Source organism: Paraburkholderia sartisoli, assembly GCF_900107685.1.
Classification (GTDB): domain Bacteria; phylum Pseudomonadota; class Gammaproteobacteria; order Burkholderiales; family Burkholderiaceae; genus Paraburkholderia; species Paraburkholderia sartisoli.
In genome coordinates this window covers 758,666-776,359 of sequence record NZ_FNRQ01000002.1, presented here as the reverse complement: position 1 = coordinate 776,359, position 17,694 = coordinate 758,666, and the positions used below count along the sequence as shown (strand labels likewise).

12 protein-coding genes are annotated in these 17,694 nt (G+C 66.5%); 6 read left to right on the top strand and 6 right to left on the bottom strand.

Annotated elements, in window-relative coordinates; translation table 11 throughout:
* Positions 1–192: 192 nt before the first annotated feature.
* The 3 genes from tldD to BLV45_RS10700 form a co-directional block, all read right to left on the bottom strand.
* Positions 193–1,659, bottom strand: a complete 1,467-nt coding sequence (gene tldD / locus BLV45_RS10710) for a metalloprotease TldD (protein ID WP_090532535.1) — start codon at positions 1,657–1,659, stop codon at positions 193–195.
* A 149-nt stretch (positions 1,660–1,808) separates the two neighbouring features.
* Positions 1,809–2,696 carry a carbon-nitrogen hydrolase family protein gene (locus tag BLV45_RS10705; protein ID WP_090532533.1) on the bottom strand — a complete coding sequence of 296 codons (888 nt, stop codon included), beginning with the start codon at positions 2,694–2,696 and terminating at the stop codon, positions 1,809–1,811.
* Between the two features lie 156 nt (positions 2,697–2,852).
* The gene (locus BLV45_RS10700) at positions 2,853–7,175 is read right to left on the bottom strand and encodes a YhdP family phospholipid transporter (RefSeq protein ID WP_090532531.1); all 4,323 of its coding nucleotides are present in this window, start codon (positions 7,173–7,175) and stop codon (positions 2,853–2,855) included.
* A 236-nt stretch (positions 7,176–7,411) separates the two neighbouring features.
* On the opposite strand from BLV45_RS10700, the gene glnE reads away from it, so the two are divergent.
* The gene (gene glnE, locus BLV45_RS10695; RefSeq protein WP_090532529.1) at positions 7,412–10,204 is read left to right on the top strand and encodes a bifunctional [glutamate--ammonia ligase]-adenylyl-L-tyrosine phosphorylase/[glutamate--ammonia-ligase] adenylyltransferase; all 2,793 of its coding nucleotides are present in this window, start codon (positions 7,412–7,414) and stop codon (positions 10,202–10,204) included.
* Positions 10,205–10,243: 39 nt separating this feature from the next.
* On the opposite strand, the gene recN is transcribed toward glnE, so the two are convergent.
* Both recN and BLV45_RS10685 read right to left on the bottom strand, forming a co-directional pair.
* Positions 10,244–11,920, bottom strand: a complete 1,677-nt coding sequence (gene recN / locus BLV45_RS10690) for a DNA repair protein RecN (RefSeq protein ID WP_090532527.1) — start codon at positions 11,918–11,920, stop codon at positions 10,244–10,246.
* A 184-nt stretch (positions 11,921–12,104) separates the two neighbouring features.
* Complete coding sequence (locus tag BLV45_RS10685; protein ID WP_090532525.1) at positions 12,105–13,007, bottom strand: NAD kinase; 903 nt, start codon at positions 13,005–13,007, stop codon at positions 12,105–12,107.
* A gap of 305 nt (positions 13,008–13,312) precedes the next feature.
* Here BLV45_RS10685 and hrcA point away from each other — a divergent pair, with 305 nt between their 5' ends.
* The 3 genes from hrcA (at position 13,313) to BLV45_RS10670 (ending at position 16,060) form a co-directional block, all read left to right on the top strand.
* Positions 13,313–14,332 carry a heat-inducible transcriptional repressor HrcA gene (gene hrcA / locus BLV45_RS10680; protein WP_090532523.1) on the top strand — a complete coding sequence of 340 codons (1,020 nt, stop codon included), beginning with the start codon at positions 13,313–13,315 and terminating at the stop codon, positions 14,330–14,332.
* A gap of 163 nt (positions 14,333–14,495) precedes the next feature.
* Positions 14,496–15,575, top strand: coding sequence for a ferrochelatase (hemH, locus tag BLV45_RS10675; RefSeq protein WP_090532521.1), 1,080 nt, complete (start codon positions 14,496–14,498; stop codon positions 15,573–15,575).
* Positions 15,576–15,652: 77 nt separating this feature from the next.
* Positions 15,653–16,060, top strand: a complete 408-nt coding sequence (locus BLV45_RS10670; RefSeq protein WP_090532519.1) for an RNA-binding S4 domain-containing protein — start codon at positions 15,653–15,655, stop codon at positions 16,058–16,060.
* On the opposite strand, the gene BLV45_RS27495 is transcribed toward BLV45_RS10670, so the two are convergent.
* Entirely contained in the window at positions 16,032–16,193 is a 162-nt protein-coding gene (locus BLV45_RS27495) for a hypothetical protein (RefSeq protein ID WP_176954122.1), read from the bottom strand. The genes BLV45_RS10670 and BLV45_RS27495 overlap by 29 nt on opposite strands.
* A 382-nt stretch (positions 16,194–16,575) precedes the next feature.
* Here BLV45_RS27495 and grpE point away from each other — a divergent pair, with 382 nt between their 5' ends.
* Both grpE and BLV45_RS10660 read left to right on the top strand, forming a co-directional pair.
* Complete coding sequence (gene grpE, locus BLV45_RS10665; protein ID WP_090532517.1) at positions 16,576–17,157, top strand: nucleotide exchange factor GrpE; 582 nt, start codon at positions 16,576–16,578, stop codon at positions 17,155–17,157.
* A gap of 51 nt (positions 17,158–17,208) precedes the next feature.
* On the top strand, positions 17,209–17,646 hold the full coding sequence (locus tag BLV45_RS10660) for a thioredoxin family protein (protein ID WP_090532516.1): 438 nt from the start codon (positions 17,209–17,211) through the stop codon (positions 17,644–17,646).
* The last annotated feature ends 48 nt before the right edge of the window (positions 17,647–17,694 follow it).

The following is a 17,694-nucleotide window of genomic DNA, read 5'->3' as shown; positions in this document are numbered from 1 at the left end:
CAGCGGTCTGAGATACCAGAAAAAGTAAAAATAAAACCTGGCGAAAGACATGGCGAAAAATGTTGCTCGTCGAAAAAGGTTGACTGGCTTTATAACCTGCTCAAGCGCGCGTGACAAGCATCGGACGCTAAAAATGCGGATATCCCGCACGTTTCATGTAATCAATGCACGAAACGTGCGCGACGCCGCTAATCAGACCGTGCCGCCGACGGTCATGCGATCGATGCGCAGCGTCGGCTGGCCCACGCCGACCGGCACGCTCTGGCCTTCCTTGCCGCACACGCCGACGCCGGTGTCGAGCTTCATGTCGTTGCCGATCATGCTCACGAACTTGAGCGATTCCGGGCCGCTGCCGATCAGCGTCGCGCCCTTGACCGGATAGCTGATCTTGCCGTTCTCGATCATGTACGCCTCGGAGGCCGAGAACACGAACTTGCCGTTCGTGATGTCCACCTGGCCGCCGCCGAAGTTCACCGCATACAGCCCGTTCTTCACGGATGCGATGATTTCCTGCGGATCCCTGTCGCCGTTCAGCATGTACGTATTGGTCATGCGCGGCATCGGCAGCGCGGCGTACGACTCGCGGCGCGCGTTGCCGGTGACCGGCATTTTCATCAGGCGCGCGTTCAGCGTGTCCTGGATGTAGCCCTTCAGGATGCCGTCCTCGATCAGCGTCGTACACTGCGTCGGATTGCCTTCGTCGTCGATGTTGAGCGAGCCGCGGCGGTTCGGCAGCGTGCCGTCGTCGACGACCGTGACGCCTTTGGCCGCCACCTGCTCGCCGATCTGTCCGGCAAATGCCGACGAACCCTTGCGGTTGAAGTCGCCTTCCAGACCGTGGCCGATCGCTTCGTGCAGCAGGACGCCCGGCCAGCCCGGCCCGAGCACGACGGTCATCGCGCCGGCCGGCGCGGGACGCGCGTCGAGGTTCACGAGCGCCGCGTGTACCGCGTTGTCGACGTAGCCCGAGAGGATTTCGTCGGTGAAATAGCCGTAGTCGAAGCGTCCGCCGCCGCCGCCGCTACCGATCTCGCGCCGGCCGTTCTGCTCGGCGATCACGGTGACCGACACGCGCACGAGCGGACGGATGTCCGCGGCGAGCGCGCCGTCGCTGCGCGCGACCAGCACGACGTCGTATTCGCCGGCGAGGCCCGCCATCACCTGCTTGATGCGCGGATCGCGGCCGCGCGCCATCTGTTCGATGCGCTCCAGCAGCTTGACCTTGGCGGTCGCGTCGAGCGAGTGCAGCGGATCGGACGGCAGATACAGGTCGCGCCCGGCGATGCCGGTCAGCGACGACGCTACCTTGATCTTCTGCTTGCCGCCGCCGGCCTTTGCAATCGACCGCGTGGCGAGCGCCGCCTGACGGATCGCCTCGGGCGAAAGATCGTCCGAGTACGCGAACGCCGTGCGGTCGCCCGACACGGCACGCACGCCGACGCCCTGGTCGATGCTGAAGCTGCCCGATTTGACGATGCCTTCCTCGAGACTCCACGCTTCGCTGCGCGTCGCCTGGAAATACAGGTCGGCGTAATCGATGCGGTGCGTGAAGATCTCTCCGAGGGTGCGGATGAGAATGCCTTCGTCGAGGCCATACGGCGTGAGGAGCACGTCCTTGGCGGTCGCGAGGTTACGGATGCCGGGTTCGATGATATTCATGCGGGGTCTGGTCTTTTCAATGCAAAGGATTCGGTCGGAGCGCGCCGATTTCAGGTGTCAGGTGTCAGGTGTCAGATGGATCTTCGGCGCGGCGCTTTCAAGGTCAGTCTGTCCGGCGATGGGGTTGTCGGCTCATGTTAGCTAAGGGCTCATGTCAGCACGCGATGCCGCCAGGCGGGCAGGCTCTGGCGAACTTCATCGATGCGCGCGCGTTCGAGATTGCCGGCCACGACGCCCGCGCCTTCGTCCCGCACGGCCACGATCTCACCCCACGGGTCGACCAGCATGCTGTGGCCCCACGTGCGGCGGCCGTTTTCGTGTTTGCCGCCCTGGGCCGCGGCGAGCACGTAACACTGGTTTTCGACCGCGCGTGCGCGCAGCAGCGTTTCCCAGTGCGCGCGGCCCGTGGTGTACGTGAACGCGGACGGCACGACGATCATCGCGCAATCGCCCATCCGGCGATACAGCTCCGGAAAACGAAGATCGTAGCAGACGGACAGGCCCACCCGGCCGAACGGCGCGTCGAAGGTGCGGACTGAGTCGCCGGGGCGGATCGTGCGCGCCTCGTCGAACGACTCCTCGCCTTTTTCGAAGTTGAAGAGGTGAATCTTGTCGTAGCGTGCCGCTTCCCGGCCTTCAGGATCGAAGACGAGTGTCGTGTTCAGCACGCGGGTGGCTTCCGGCGCGACGAGCGGCAGCGTGCCGCCGATGATCCAGAGCTTGTGGCGGCGCGCCGCGTCGGCGAGAAAGCGCTGGATCGGACCGTCGCCCCAGGCTTCGCGCACGGCGAGCTTGTCCGTGTCCTTGAACCCCATGAAGCAGAAGTATTCGGGCAGCAGCACGAGCTGCGCGCCGTCAGAGGCTGCTTCGGCGATGAGGCGGCCGGCTTCGGCGAGGTTACGGTCGCGCTCCGGCGTGCTCACCATCTGGAGCGCGGCGACCCGGAACGACGCAGGGAAGGGCTGTGAAGATGGCAGAGAAGCGGGCTGTGCAGCGGGCTGTGCAGCGGGTTGTGAAGCGGCGTGTTGATCGCTCATGGGCGTTTCGAAAGACTCCCGGCTGGGCGGCGCGCGTTCCGGTTCCGCACACTTCGCGGGCGGGACACGCGCCGGGACAATTCATGGCACCACCGCCGGTACCTGTCTGCCTGGCCTGCCACGGCGCAGCAGCACGGGCAGGGGCCGGATCAGCGTTCAGTGGACGGCGGTCGGAACCGGTTCGGTCATCTTACCGCGATCGTCATGGACCCGCTCGACATGCGGTTTGGCCCATGGGCCGGTGATCGCGTAGTCCATCGCGAACGCGTGGCTGATCGACTGCGATAGCGCGAAATCCGCGATCAGCGCGCCAAGGCCGAACAGCGGATTGATGATCGCCGCCGCGATCACGCCGGCGCCCGCGCTGACCGTCGGCGTGATGTGGACGCGCAGGTCCTGGGTTTCGTGGGCGAGGTCGATGGTGCCCGTCATGTTGGCGCGCGCCGGCGCGGTGACCATCTCGAAGTTGTCCGTGCGGCCGACCCCGTCGTCGATCTTCGCCGCGCCCGTCACGCGCTCGAACGGCAGGCCTTCGCCGATCACGTCGCGGAAGTTGAGCGTGGCGACGCGTGCGAGGCTTTGCAGGCTCACCACGCCGAGCAGTTTGGCGACGCCCGGATCGACCTTCAGGATCTGTCCGTGGCGCAGGTCGAGGGCGAGCGTGCCTTCGAGCGTCGGGTAGTCGATGGCGGTCGGCCCGCCGATCCACGCGAGCTGGCCCGACAACGTGCCCGTGCCGTACTTGATCGCGTGCGCGACGCCGGCGCGTTCGAGCAGCGCGCCCGCGTCCTTGATGTCGAGCTTGAAATCGACCGCCGTGCGGCGTGGCGCGGCTTCTCCGGTGCCGCCGGCAATCGTCTCGTCGGTGCGCCACTTCGCGGTCGCGCTCAGGGTCGCGGCCGGGTTGCTGACGTCGAGCTTGTCCAGTTGCCAGACGGGCACGCCGCCTTCGTCGAAATTGTGCGCGTCGACTTCCAGCCGGCCGAGGTTGCGCTCGCGCACGATCAGCTCGTTCACGACCAGATCGACCGACGGCATGTTCTGCGCCGGCACCGACATCGCGCGGCTGAACAGATCCTTTTCGCTCGCCGACGGAATCACGAGTTTCGCGAAGCGCGCCTGCAACGTGCCGGGCGAGCCCTTCGTCGCGCCCGGCAGCCACGACACGTAGCCCGACACCTGGCTCGATCCGACGTTTGCCTGCCACTTGCCGGCGTCGCGCGAGGCGCCGACCACGAGGTTGTCCCAGTGGCGCTTGAGGAGCGTGAGCGTGCCGACGTGAACCGCGAAGCGGGTCGGCAGGAACTGCTGCGCCGTCGCATTCGGCACGCCGGGCTGCATGGCGTCCTTGCTGCCGCTGCGCATCTGCGCGATGAGCGCGCGCCACGCGTCGGCGTTGAAATGCTCGATGTCGGCCGCGGCGGTGACGCCTTCGGTCGGCAGGTCGGCCGGCTTGTTGACGCCGATCGCGCCGCGTACGACCGTCAGCGGCGCGTTCGGGTCGTGGCGCAGCAGATAAGTCGCGGTGATCGGGCCGAAGGTGAGGTCGGCGCGTTGCAGGCCGGCGTCGCTGGGGGCGGTTGTCGTGGTTGCGCCGGTTGTTCCTGTTGTTCCTGGGGTTCCCGCGGTTCCCGTCGATCCCGCAACCGGAGCGGACGAGCCCGCCTTCCCCGACAGCCCGGGCGCACCCGGAGCACCCGGAGCGTCCGCCGTCGAACTGGCCGCGGGCGGCCGGAACGTGAAACGCAGCGGCATCGGCTCGCCCACCGGCTTGTTGAACGGCGCGGGGAGGTCCAGCGCGAGGCCGGTCAGATCGGAATTCGCGGTGACGTCCGGCAGGCGGCCCTTCGCGCCGTGAATGCTGACCTGGTACGGCGCGCTGCCGCTCATGTGCGCGAGCACCTGCGTGGCCGGGCCGCGCAGGTTCAGCCCGCGCGCGGCGTCGACGCTGACGTGGCCGGCGACGTCGAACGCGTAGGTGCCGTCCCGCCGGTATCCGCCGTTCGCACGGAGCTCGCCACCGAGAAAGCGCGCGGACAGCCGGTCGGTCCGCGCGGTGTGCTCCGTGAAATGCAGCTTGCCGTTGATCTGCGAGAGCGGCGGCACTTTCTCCATCGCGAGTGCGTTGTTCTGGAACCCGAGCGCGCCTTCGACGGCAACGTGCGGCATCGGCGTGCGCGGCAGCGTCAGCTTGAGCGCGAGCGTCGCCGGGCCTTCGGCACGCAGCTTTTCGCCGGCGTGCTTCGAGATGCCGCCGAGCGCGCTGCGGTTCACGTAGTCGAGCATGTCGGCGAGCGGGCCGCGCGCGTCGCCCACGATGACGAAGCTCGACGCCTTGTTGCCGAGATCGCCGATCTTCCCCGACACCTTGCCGAGCGCGACGCGCCTGTAATGCGCGCGGTCGACGTCGAAGCGCAGCACGTTTTCCTTCAGTTCGAACCTGCCGTCGATGCCGTCGAGCGCGGGCCAGACGCTCGGCGTGCCGTCCTTCAGCGTGCGCGGCGGAAACGGCGACGGGTCGAAGCGGCCACCGCGAAACGGCGCGACGATGCGAAAGATGCCGGCGCTCGGGTCGCGCGAGTAGGGGAATTTGTCGAGATTGCCGTGGACCTCGATCGTCGCGCCGTGCGACGTGCCGGCCTCCAGACCGTGGCCGAGATACAGGCGCAGCTTTTCGCTGATGCTGGTGGGCAGATAGCGGGGAATGCGCGACACGGCGGCGCGCTCGAACACGGCGCTCAGATCGAGCGAGCCGCGCCCGTGGCCGGGGTTCGTGTAGTTCGCGGTGAGCTTCGCGGCGGCGTCCGCGTTCGCGACCGTGAAATCGGACATGCTGAACGTGAACGCCTTGTGCTGCTCGCCCGGCGCGACGGGCTTGATCTCCCACTGGCCGTGGCCGGTCATCCGGTCGAAGAGCAGGCGCGGATCGTCGAATACGCCTGGCAGCGTGACGGCGACCTTCGCGGTGTCGAGCGTGATGGAGCCGTGGTTCTCGTCGGCGTCCACGCTGCCCCACAGGTTTTCGACGCCCGGAATGCCCGCGCGCGGGTGGTTCAGTTTCGTGAGGCCGGGCGGCGGTTCCTGCGCGGCCACGCTGATGCCCTGCAGATCGCCCTTGAAGCGGTAGCGCACGATCGGCTCGGCCGTCGTCGAACGCTGCTCGGCTGCGGCTTCGCCCGCGTCGGGCTTGCCCCGCTCGACTTCGATCACGTAATTCGCGACCAGCCCGCGTGGATTGAAGCGCACGAGGTTGTTCAGCAGCCGGCGCGGCAACGGCAGCGCCCGGCTGAATTCCGCGAGGATGCCGAGGTCGACGCGATCGCCGTTGACGCTGATCAGCTGGCCGTGCTGGATGCTCGGCATCCGGTACCGTGCGTTCAGCGTCGCGAACGTGAGCGAGCGCGTGACCGGCGTGCCGTCATCGAGCGGCGGCTGGCCGAGTTCCGCGTGCAGGTCGCGCAGTTGCAGCGTGAAGTCGCGGCTCGCCAGATCCACGTGCCACGTGAAATCGGCGACGGGCACGTCGAGCTTCGGCTGCGTCGGATGCACGCGCATCGATACGTCGGTGCCGGCCAGGTGCCCGCCCGCGGAGGTCATCTTGCCATCGGCGAAGTCGATCCAGATGGCGTTGTCGATGCGGCCCGCGTAGGTCTCGACCGGGAAATCCATATAGCGCGCGAGCGCCGGCAGATCGACCGGGCCCGTCGACAGATACGCCTCGCCCTTCCAGTTGACCGGCTTGCCGACCGCCGAGAGCGGCGCGTTGCGAAAGTGCGCGCGAAAGTCGAGCGGGCCGTGCAGCACGGTGCCCTCGGCCGGCGCCTGCAGCGCGAAACGATGCTCGAAGCCGTCGTTGAGGATCGCGAGGCGGATGTCGTGCAGCCTGATTTCGGGCGCGTCGTGAAGCGCGTCGCGCCAGCGTAGCGTGCCGCCGCGCAGCACGATCGCCTGCTGGCGAAGCAGCCAGGTGGTGAACGTGTCGTTGCCGGTATGGCGGCTCGGCAGCGGCACGCCCGCCACCGAAATCACGCCGTCGGTGCCGCGCGCGATCAGCACGTCGGGCTGGTCGACGATCAGGCTCGACATCACCGGCGCGAACTGCACGAGCGAGCGCCACGACAGCGTCGCGGTGGCGTGCGGAATGGTGAGCGCGGTGTGGCCGTCGCGGTCGCGGATCGTGAGGTTGGTGATGTCGATGCCGGGCTGGAAACCGGTCCAGTGCGGCGCCAGCCGGCCGATATCCAGTTGCGCGTGCAGCTTCGACGAGACGGCGGCTTCGATGTGCGGGCGGAACGCATCGACGCGCGGCAGGACTGCGTAACGCAAACCCAGGAAGAGGCCCACCGCGATGAAGTACAGCACCAGCGCGATCGCAAGAACGACTCGCAGCGTATGGCGCAGCACCACATGGTCGCTCCCGCTGCTGGGCCTGGCGTGTCCGGCCTCGTGCGGGTCGGCGGGTTCGTTTCGCTCGGACATGCTGCGGCGGGGTGGACGTATGGTAGTTTTGCGGTCTGACGACGAAATGTAACACACAGGCCAACGGCCACGGGCGCCCGGTGAAACGTCCGGCCAGCAAGCCTTGCGACGCAAAACGACAACACGCCGGCGTCATCCGGAAGGCCCGGCTGGCGACTTCGCCGGAGTCGTCCCGCGAGGCTGTTGCGTGCTGCCTGCGTCGTAATCGATGAAGCAACGAGCGAGCCAGACCTTAGATGACTGATTCCACCTTGATGAGTTCCGCCTGGTCGCACTACGCGGCACGCGCCGTGGCGGCCCGACCCGAACTCGCGGCGCGCGTGACGGCGCTGGCGGCGGCGCCTGTCACCCGCGCGCAGATCGACGCGCGGCTCGACGAACTGACCGGCGCAGGCAGCCTCGCGCCCACTGCGCCGCTCACCGAAGACGCACTGAAAAAGGCGCTGCGCCAGTTGCGCACCGAGGTGTTCTGCGCCGTCATGGAGCGCGACCTGTCGGGCCGCGCGGACGTCGCCGAGGTCACCGGCACGATGACCGATCTCGCCGAGGCGACGATCCAGCGCGCGCTCGCCGTGCTGTCCGCCGATCTCGAGGCGCTCTATGGCGAGCCGCGCGGCCCGGACGGCGAGCGGCTCACGCTCGGCGTGGTCGGCATGGGCAAGCTGGGTGGGCGCGAGCTGAACGTGTCGTCGGATATCGACCTGATCTTTCTGTACGAAGAGGACGGCGAGACGGCCGGCGGCCAGCGCTCGGGCATCGCGACGCAGGATTTCTTCACGCGTCTCGGCAAACGGCTGATCGCCGCGCTCGCTGAAGTCACCGCCGACGGCTACGTGTTTCGCGTCGACATGCGGCTGCGGCCGAACGGCGATTCGGGGCCGCTCGTGTGCAGCGTCGGCATGCTCGAAGAGTATTTCTACGTGCAGGGCCGCGAATGGGAGCGCTACGCGTGGATCAAGGGCCGGCTCGTCTCGGAAGGCGAGAGCGATGCGGCACAGCGTCTGTCGAAGCAGCTCGATGCGATCGTCACGCCGTTCATCTACCGCCGGTATCTGGACTTTGGCGTGATCGCGGCGATCCGCTCGCTGCATCTGCAGATCCGCCAGGAGGCGCAGCGTCGTGCGTCGATGCGTCCCGACAAGGCCGACGACATCAAGCTCGGCCGCGGCGGCATTCGCGAGATCGAGTTCAGCGCGCAGGTGTTCCAGCTGATTCGCGGCGGGCAGGATGCGGGCTTTCGCGTGCGGCCCACGCTGATGGTGCTGCGGCACGCGGCGGCGCACGGGCTGATCGCGCCGGCCGTGTGTGCCGAGCTGACGGAGGCGTACCGGTTTCTGCGCGACCTCGAACACCGTCTGCAATACCGCAACGACGCGCAGACCCACGCGATGCCGGTCGACCCGGAGGAACGCGCGCAGCTCGCAAGGACGATGGGTTTCGACGATTACGCCGCGTTGATGGCGGTGCTCGACGGCCATCGCGAACGCGTCGAGCGGCAGTTCGACGAAATTTTCGCCGACAAGGTGAGCGGCCAGAATGGCTGCGGCGCGCAGGAAGACGGCGCGGCGGCATGGGTGTGGAGCAGCGCGCTCGATGACGAAAGCGCCGACGAGGCCCTGCGGGCCCGCATCGTCGAGCTGGGCGTCGGGGAGCCGGGCGAGCTGCTGGACCGGCTGCGTGCCGTGTGGCGTTCGTCGCGCTACTCGGGGCTCGCCGAGCGCAGCCGGCAGCGTTTCGACATCGTCGCGCAGCGCGCGCTCGAGGCGGCCGGCACGCTGGAGCCGGCCGGGCGGCGCGGCGACACGATCGCGCGTTTCTTCGACCTGCTCGAAGCGGTGAGCCGGCGCGGCGTGTATCTCGCGCTGCTGACGGAATATCCGGTGGCGCTGCATCGCGTGCTGTCGGTGCTGGGCGGTTCGCGCTGGGCGGCGGGCTATCTGATCCGCCATCCCCAGCTGCTCGACGAACTGCTCGACGACGAAGCCATCGCGAGCCCGTTCGACTGGCCCGAATTCAAGCGGACGCTGCGCGCGCGGATCGCCGCGGCCGATGGTGTCGAGCAGCAGATGGACCTGCTGCGTCACGCGCACCAGGCGGAAGTGTTCCGCATCCTGCTGATCGACCTGGCCGGGCATCTGAGCGTCGAGCACGTAAGCGACCGGCTCTCCGAACTCGCCGACGCCGTGCTCGACGTGACGCTCGAAGCCGTCTGGAAGACCGTGGCGAAGCGGCACCGCGAGGTGCCGCGCTTCGCGGTGATCGCGTACGGCAAGCTCGGCGGCAAGGAGCTCGGCTACGCGTCTGACCTCGACGTGATCTTCCTGTACGACGACCCCGACGACGCAGCCGCCGATGTCTATGCCACGTTCACGCGGCGCCTCATCACATGGCTCACGATGGCGACGGGCGCGGGCACGCTGTTCGACGTCGACCTGCGCCTGCGGCCGAACGGCGAATCGGGGCTGCTCGTCACCGATCTCGATGCGTTCCGGCGTTACCAGCTGCGCGAAGGCGACGCGGCGAACACCGCGTGGGTGTGGGAGCACCAGGCACTGTCACGCGCACGTTACTGCGCCGGCGACGCGGAGATCGGCGCGCGCTTCGAAGCGATCCGCACCCAGGTGCTGACGACGCCGCGCGACGCCGCGCCGCTTGCCGCGGAGATCGTCGAGATGCGGGCGCGCGTCGAAGCCGGGCACCCGAACCGCACCGAGCTCTTCGATCTGAAGCACGATCGCGGCGGGATGGTCGATATCGAGTTCACCGTTCAATACTGGGTGCTGCTGCACGCCGCGCGCGACCCCGAACTGATCCGCAACACGGGGAACATCGCGCTGCTGCGCGAGGTGTCGCGACTCGGCCTGATGAGCGAGGAAGAAGCGGAGACGGTCGGGGCCGCGTACCGGACCTATCGCAAGCTGCAACACCAGTTGCGGCTCGACGGCATGGAAAAGGCGCGGGTCGAGCCGCAGCGGGTGCAGGCCGGGCGCGACGCGGTGCTGGGGTTGTGGAAGCGCGTGTTCGGGTGACAGGAGATGGCGTGGCGCGTGGGCGTTGGGTGACCCTGCTCACGCCGTCAGCATTTCCTTTGCGTGCTTGCGGGTGGTCGCGGTGATCTCGATGCCGCCGAGCATCCGCGCGACTTCCTCGATGCGGCTCGACCTGTCGAGCGGCGTGACGCTACTGGTCGTGCCGCCCTTGCCGTTGCCGCTCTTCGCCACCTGAAAGTGATGGTCGCCGCGCGCCGCCACCTGCGGCAAATGCGTGACGCACAGCACCTGACGCTCACGCCCGAGCTGATGCAGCAACCGTCCGACGACTTCCGCGACGCTGCCGCCAATCCCCGTGTCCACTTCGTCGAAGATCAGCGTCGGTGTCAGGCTCGCCGCGCTCGCGATCACGGCGAGCGCGAGACTGATCCGCGCCAGTTCGCCGCCCGAGGCGACTTTCGCGAGCGGCCGCAGCGGAACGCCCGCATGACCCGCGACGCGAAACTCGATCTGCTCCGCGCCGTGTGCGCCGCCTTCCGGCAGCGGCACGAGCGCGACCTCGAAGCTGCCGCCCGTCATCGACAGTTCCTGCATGCCCGTCGTCACCGCTGAGCCGAGCGCCCTGGCTGCTTTCGCGCGCGCCTTCGACAGGATTTTTGCTTCGGCGAGGTACGCGTCTTTCGCTTTCGATTCGGCGGCGCGCAGGCTGTCGAGATCGGCGGCGGCGTCGAGTGCGGCGAGTTGCGCGCGACGGGTTTCGTGTTCCTCGGGCAGCGTTTGCGGCTGAAGACGGAATTTGCGCGCCATCGAATGCAGCGCCTCGAGGCGCTTCTCGACCTGGGCGAGCCGCTCGGGATCGAGTTCGAGCCGCTGCGCGTAATGCGAGAGCGAGTAGGCCGCTTCCTGCAACTGGATTTCGGCGGGCTCGAGCGCGGCGAGCGTGTCGTTGAGCGCGGGATCAATCTCCGCGAGACCGCGCACCTTCGAGATGATCGCGCCGAGGTGCGTGAGCATCGCCTCGTCGGATTCCGACAGCGCGCCAAGCGCGCCCTGCACGCCTTCGATCAGGCTCGCCGAATGCGACAGGCGATGATGTTCCGCGTTGATCTCTTCCCATTCGCCCGGTTGCGGCGCGAGCTTGTCGAGTTCAGCGAGCTGCCAGGCAAGCCGTTCGCGTTCGAGTTGTAGCTCGCGATCGCGTGTCTGCGCGGTTTCGACCGCCTGCGCCGCTTCGCGCCAGCCGCGCCATGCGCGCGTGACGCTCGACGCCGTGTCGAGCAGCCCGGCATGCGTGTCGAACAGTTCGCGCTGCGCGTCGGGGCGCATCAGCAACTGGTGCGCGTGCTGCCCGTGAATATCCACGAGCATTTCGCCGACTTCGCGCAACTGCGTGAGCGTGGCGGCCGTGCCGTTGATGAAGGCGCGCGAGCGGCCGTTCGAATCGATCACCCGGCGCAGCATGACCGTGCCGCCGTGCGTGCCGTCGGCGGGGTCGGCTTCGATGCCGAGCGCCTGTTCGTCGAGCCAGTGTTCGACCTGCGCGTGCGTCGCGAACCCGGCGGTGATGTCGGCGCGCGATTCGCCGGTGCGCACGACGCTTGCGTCGGCGCGGGCACCCAGCGCCAGCGCGAGCGCGTCGATCAGGATCGACTTGCCCGCACCCGTTTCACCGGAGAAAACCGTAAAGCCGCTGTCGAATTCAAGATCGAGCGCGGCGACGATCACGAAGTCGCGTATCGAGAGATGGCGAAGCATGGAGTCTGGTCTGGTTAGCTGTTTTAGCGGCAAATTCGATGCGCGGGTGACGCTGCGTGTCCTTGCGCGGAGTTGCGGTTTTGCGTTTTGTTTCCTGTGTGGTTGCCCGGCAATGTCGCCGGACAGGTCAATCGGCAAGCTGGCCGTTCGCGCGAGCGTTCGACGAGCGAGTCGTGCAAGCGGTTCACGTCGGCGGATCGTCCGCGAGCGACGGGTGTTCGTTCCAGTGAAGCTTCTTGCGCAGCGTCGCGTAATAGCTGTAGCCGACCGGATGCAGGAACGGCACGGTGTGGCGCGAGCGGCGCACGTCGATCGTGTCGTTCAGTTCCAGCGCCGTGAACGACTGCATGTCGAAGTTCACGTTGACGTCGCGACCCGAAATGATCTGGATGCTGACCGCCGAGTCGTCCGGAATCACGATCGGACGGTTCGACAGCGCGTGCGGCGCGATCGGCACGAGCACGAGACCCTGCAGCTGCGGATGCAGGATCGGCCCCGCCGACGACAGCGCATAGGCGGTCGACCCGGTCGGCGTGGCGACGATCAGGCCGTCCGAGCGCTGGTTGTACATGAAGCGCCCGTCGACGGAGACGCGCAGTTCCGCCATCCCCGAGAAGCCGCTCCGGTTGACCACCACGTCGTTGAACGCCAGTGCGTGATAGATCGGCTCGCCGTCGCGCATGATGCGGGCTTCGAGCAGCGTGCGTTCTTCCCGCTCGAAACTGCCCGCCAGCATCTGCGGGACGATTTCCCGCATGTCCGAAATCGGAATATCCGTGATGAAGCCCAGCCGGCCATGGTTGATGCCGATCAGCGGCGTGCGGTACGGCGCGAGCTGACGCCCGATGCCGAGCATGGTGCCATCGCCGCCCAGCACCACCGCGACGTCCGCGCGCGCGCCGATCTCGTCGGGAGATAGCGCCGGATAGCCGGTCGCACCGATTTCCTCAGCGGTATCCGCTTCGAACACGACGTCGAAGCCGCGCCGCGCGATGCACGACGCGAGCTCGGTCAGCGGCTCGCCGATGCCTGGCGTGTGGCTGCGCCCGACTAGCGCAACGGTCTTGAACTGGCTGGTAACTTGCATGCCGGCATTACACCATAGCTGTGTGTCGAAAAGAACCTTTCACCTGCTGCCTCCTGCGCGGAACAACGCGCGGGACAGCGCGCCCGGCAACGCGCCACGGGCGGTGGCGCCTGGCCGGTACGTTGCGCGCCGGCGGGCACAGCCGCGCGGCCATTGCGGGTTTGTCGCTAGAATGGTGAATCACCACTGATGACGGGCCACCCGGCGGCGTGCCGCCAGACGCCGGGCGCGGCGAACCCGCGACTGTAGCGAAACGTTGTGTGATCGCTCCCTGAAGTATCGCCGTTGAGCTAAAATTTTCCCTCATGCTAGATCCTCGCGCACAAACCCTCCTCAAAACGCTGATCGAGCGCTATATCGCCGAAGGTCAGCCGGTCGGCTCGCGCACGCTTTCCCGCTATTCCGGCCTCGAGCTCAGCCCGGCGACCATCCGCAACGTGATGTCGGACCTCGAGGATCTCGGCCTTGTCATCAGCCCACATACCTCGGCCGGGCGCATTCCGACGCCGCGCGGCTATCGTCTCTTCGTCGACACGATGCTGACCGTCGAATCCGCCGCTGATGAAGAGGCGGTCATGCGCACGGTCAAGACCACGCTCCAGGGCGGCGAGCCGCAGAAAATCGTCGCGGCGGCGGCGAGCGTGCTTTCCAGCCTGTCGCAGTTCGCGGGCGTCGTGCTGACGCCGCGGCGCAGCCACGTATTCAAGCAGATCGAATTCATGCGCCTGTCCGACAAGCGCATCCTGCTCATCATCGTGACGCCCGAAGGCGACGTGCAGAACCGCATCATGGCCACGCAGCGCGACTTCTCGCCGTCGCAGCTCGTGGAAGCCTCCAATTACATCAACGCGCACTTCGCGGGCCTTTCGTTCGACGAGGTGCGCCGGCGCCTGCGCGACGAGATCGACGAGCTGCGCGGCGACATGACCACGCTGATGCACGCGGCCGTGACCGCGAGCACCGACGATACCGACACGGGCGAGACCGTGCTGATTTCGGGCGAACGCAATCTGCTCGAAGTCGCCGACCTTTCGTCGGACATGGCGCGGCTGCGCAAGCTTTTCGATGTGTTTGACCAGAAGACCAGCCTCCTTCAGTTGCTCGACGTATCGAGTCACGCGCAGGGCGTGCAGATTTTCATCGGCGGTGAATCGAATCTTGTGCCGATCGAGGAAATGAGCGTTGTTACCGCGCCGTACGCAGTGAACGGAAAGATCGTCGGCACGCTCGGCGTGATCGGGCCGACGCGCATGGCCTACAGCCGTGTCATTCCGATCGTCGACATCACCGCGCGGCTGCTTTCGATGAGCCTCAGCCAGCAGTAACCCCCACATGCACCGCACATCGCGCATCGCATGAGACACATGATGCGCGATGGCGCGCACCGCGCCAACTGGCCGAATGGCCAGCTATCGGTGGAAACCCGGGCTGCTATAATGGGCTTCACCTGAACCGTTTCCCCGCAGCACGCCGAGAGGCCAACTGAATATGCGTTTCGATCTCGAGCGGCCTTCGCAGTCCGCCACGTCACATCGTGTCGCGGTGTTGCTGATCAACCTCGGCACGCCGGATGCTCCGACGCCGCGCGCCGTGCGCCGCTACCTCGCGCAGTTCCTGTCCGATCCGCGCGTGGTCGAGATTCCGGCCGTGATCTGGCAGGTGATCCTGCGGCTCTTGATCCTGCCGTTTCGGGGGCGCACTTCGGCAAAGAAGTACGCGGCCGTATGGATGCCGGAGGGCTCGCCGCTGCGTGTTCACACCGAAAAGCAGGTGGAAGCGCTGCGCCATCTGCTGCATCTGAACGACTATCAGGTGATCGTCGATTACGCGATGCGCTATGGCACGCCAGGCATTCCCGCGATGCTGAAGCAGGTGAAACTGTCGGGCGCGGAGCGGGTGCTGTTGATGCCGATGTATCCGCAGTATTCGTCGTCCACCACGGCCACGGCGTTCGACGAAGCATTTGTTGCCCTGCGGCGCATGCGCAACCAGCCGGAAGTCCGCACGGTGCGTCACTATTGCGACCATCCGGCGTATATCGCCGCGCTCGCCGCGCAGGTGCGGCACTACTGGCAGACGCATGGCCATCCGGATTTCGCGAATGGCGACAAGCTGGTGTTGAGTTTTCACGGCGTGCCGAAACGCACGCTCGATCTCGGCGATCCGTATCACGAGCAATGCCAGCAGACGGGTGCGCTGTTGATGAACGCGTTGCACCTGTCGCCGGTGGAGTGCCGCATCACGTTCCAGTCGCGTTTTGGGCGCGCCGAGTGGCTGCAACCCTATACGGCGCCCACGCTGAGGGAACTCGGGCAGGCGGGCGTGCGGCGCGCGGACGTGTTTTGCCCCGGCTTCACGGCGGATTGTCTGGAGACGATCGAGGAAATCGGGCTTGAGGTGCGCGACGAGTTTCTTCACGCGGGTGGCAAGGAGTTTCACCGTATCCCGTGCGTCAATGCTTCGTCGCCGTGGATCGCGGCGCTGGGCGAGATCGTCGCGCAACACCTGCAGGGCTGGCCGGTCATCCAGCCGGCGTCTGCGCAGGGCGCCGCGGTGGCTCAGGCGTGATGGCCCAGGTGTGATGGCCGATAACGGGTAACGGATCGGGAACAGGCTGAATAACCGGTCAGGATGGAAATGCTTCAATGAACTACAGGATTGATACCGAACCGGGTGCGCGTCTGCGGATCGACAAATGGCTGTGGGCCGCGCGCTTCTTCAAGACGCGCTCGCTCGCGGCGGACGCGGTCGAGAAAGGGCGCGTGCGGATCGGCGGCGCGACGGTCAAGCCATCGAAGGACGTTCGGGTGGGCGATCCGGTCGAGATCCAGATCGAGCAGGTTCTGTGGCAACTGGAAGTGCTGGGCATCTGTGATGTGCGCGGCCCGGCGAGCGTCGCGCAGACGCTTTACGCGGAAACAGCCGAAGGCAGGGAAAAGCGGCTGGCGGAACAGGACCGGCGCAAGACGTATCGCGAACCGGCCGCCAGCATGCACGGCCGGCCGACCAAGCGCGACCGGCGCGTTATCGACAAACTTTCAGGTGGGGATTGAAGAGCTTTTCCATCGTCTGATGCACGCCGCCGTACTCCGTCGTGCTGTCGTTGACGGCGCCGGACAGACATATGGTCGTGGTGCCCGCGATGAGTACCAGGGCGACCACCGAAATTGCAAAGGTCAGTTTCACGGTACCCCCTTGGGGATGCGGGATTGAAACGGCGCTCTAGCCAGGTGGTAAGGCAATAACAGCAGTGAAGACAGCTGCGATCCGAAAAGAAGATTACGACTGTTAGGGTAAACGTGTCTTTTCGGACGCTTGAGTGGAGTTTAGGACAGTCGCGCATCGGGCTCAATCTCAATCTGATGACGGCCCTGTGATTGTTGTAACGGCCAGTTTCACCGCACTATCCGGGTGCAAACGGAGGGGCGGATGGCCTTGAAAACGCCAGCGCGGACCCCATCTGCACCGTCGATGAGCGGCGGCTTGTTGTGTCCGTGCAACGCCCGTCAGGGCGTACATGGAATGAAGACGCCGCGATGCCTTTTATTTTTTAACGACTTTCAGCGACATGGAAAACACGCAAGAGAATCCCACCAGCCAGAATCCCACGCCCGTGGACGAAACCGGTCGCGCGGCCGCTGATGCCACTGTTGCCACTGCTTCTGCCGCCCAGCCGGAAGGCGCGGCACCCGCTGAGTCCGCGGATACGGCGCTCGCTGAAGCGCAGGCGAAGATTGTCGAGTTGCAGGAGAGTTTCCTGCGCGCGAAGGCCGAAACGGAGAACGTGCGCCGCCGCGGTCAGGACGACGTTGCGAAGGCACACAAGTTCGCGATCGAGAGCTTCGCTGAACACCTGCTGCCGGTGCTCGACAGCCTCGAAGCCGCGCTCGCGGACAACTCGGAAGACCTGGCAAAGGTCCGCGAAGGCGTCGAGCTCACGCTGCGCCAGTTGACGGGCGCGCTGGAGAAGGGTCGTGTCGTCGCCCTGAATCCGGTCGGCGAGAAGTTCGATCCGCATCGCCACCAGGCCATTTCGATGGTGCCGGCCGAGCAGGAAGCGAACACCGTCGTCACCGTGCTGCAAAAGGGTTACGTGATTGCCGACCGTGTGCTGCGTCCGGCGCTCGTGACCGTCGCGGCGCCGAAGTAGGCAGCGGCAGTCAGTCGCCAGGTCCCGCCCGTAGCATTGCCCATTGCCGTCATGACCCGTATTCCCGTCGACGCCACCGCGTTTGCCGCCTTCGACATGCAGGCGTTGAGCGCCGAAACGTTCGACGCCGGTCTTGCCTCGGCCGGAGATGAGCTGGCGGTCGTCTTCTTCTGGGGTTTCGAGTGCTTTAACTGCGAAATCGCGAAGAAAGCGATGCTGGCCCAGCCGGACGCGATCCGCGCGCTCGGGCTCAGGTGGTTTCACAGCAACGTCTACGAGCATCGCGAACTGGGCCGTCGCTTCATGTTGCACGGCGTGCCGACGTGGTTTTTCTTCCACCGTGGCAAACGCCTCGGCCGGGCAACCGGCTGGCACGGCATCGGCCAGTTCGAAGCCGCCGTGGCGGCCGCGCGGGCGAAAATCCGCGCAGCGGCGGCGGGCGAAGGTGGCGTTGTACCGGAAAACCGTATGGCCGGGCCGGGCGATTGAAAAATATTAATGACCGCATTGCATTCAGGGTCTTGAAAACGATGCGGA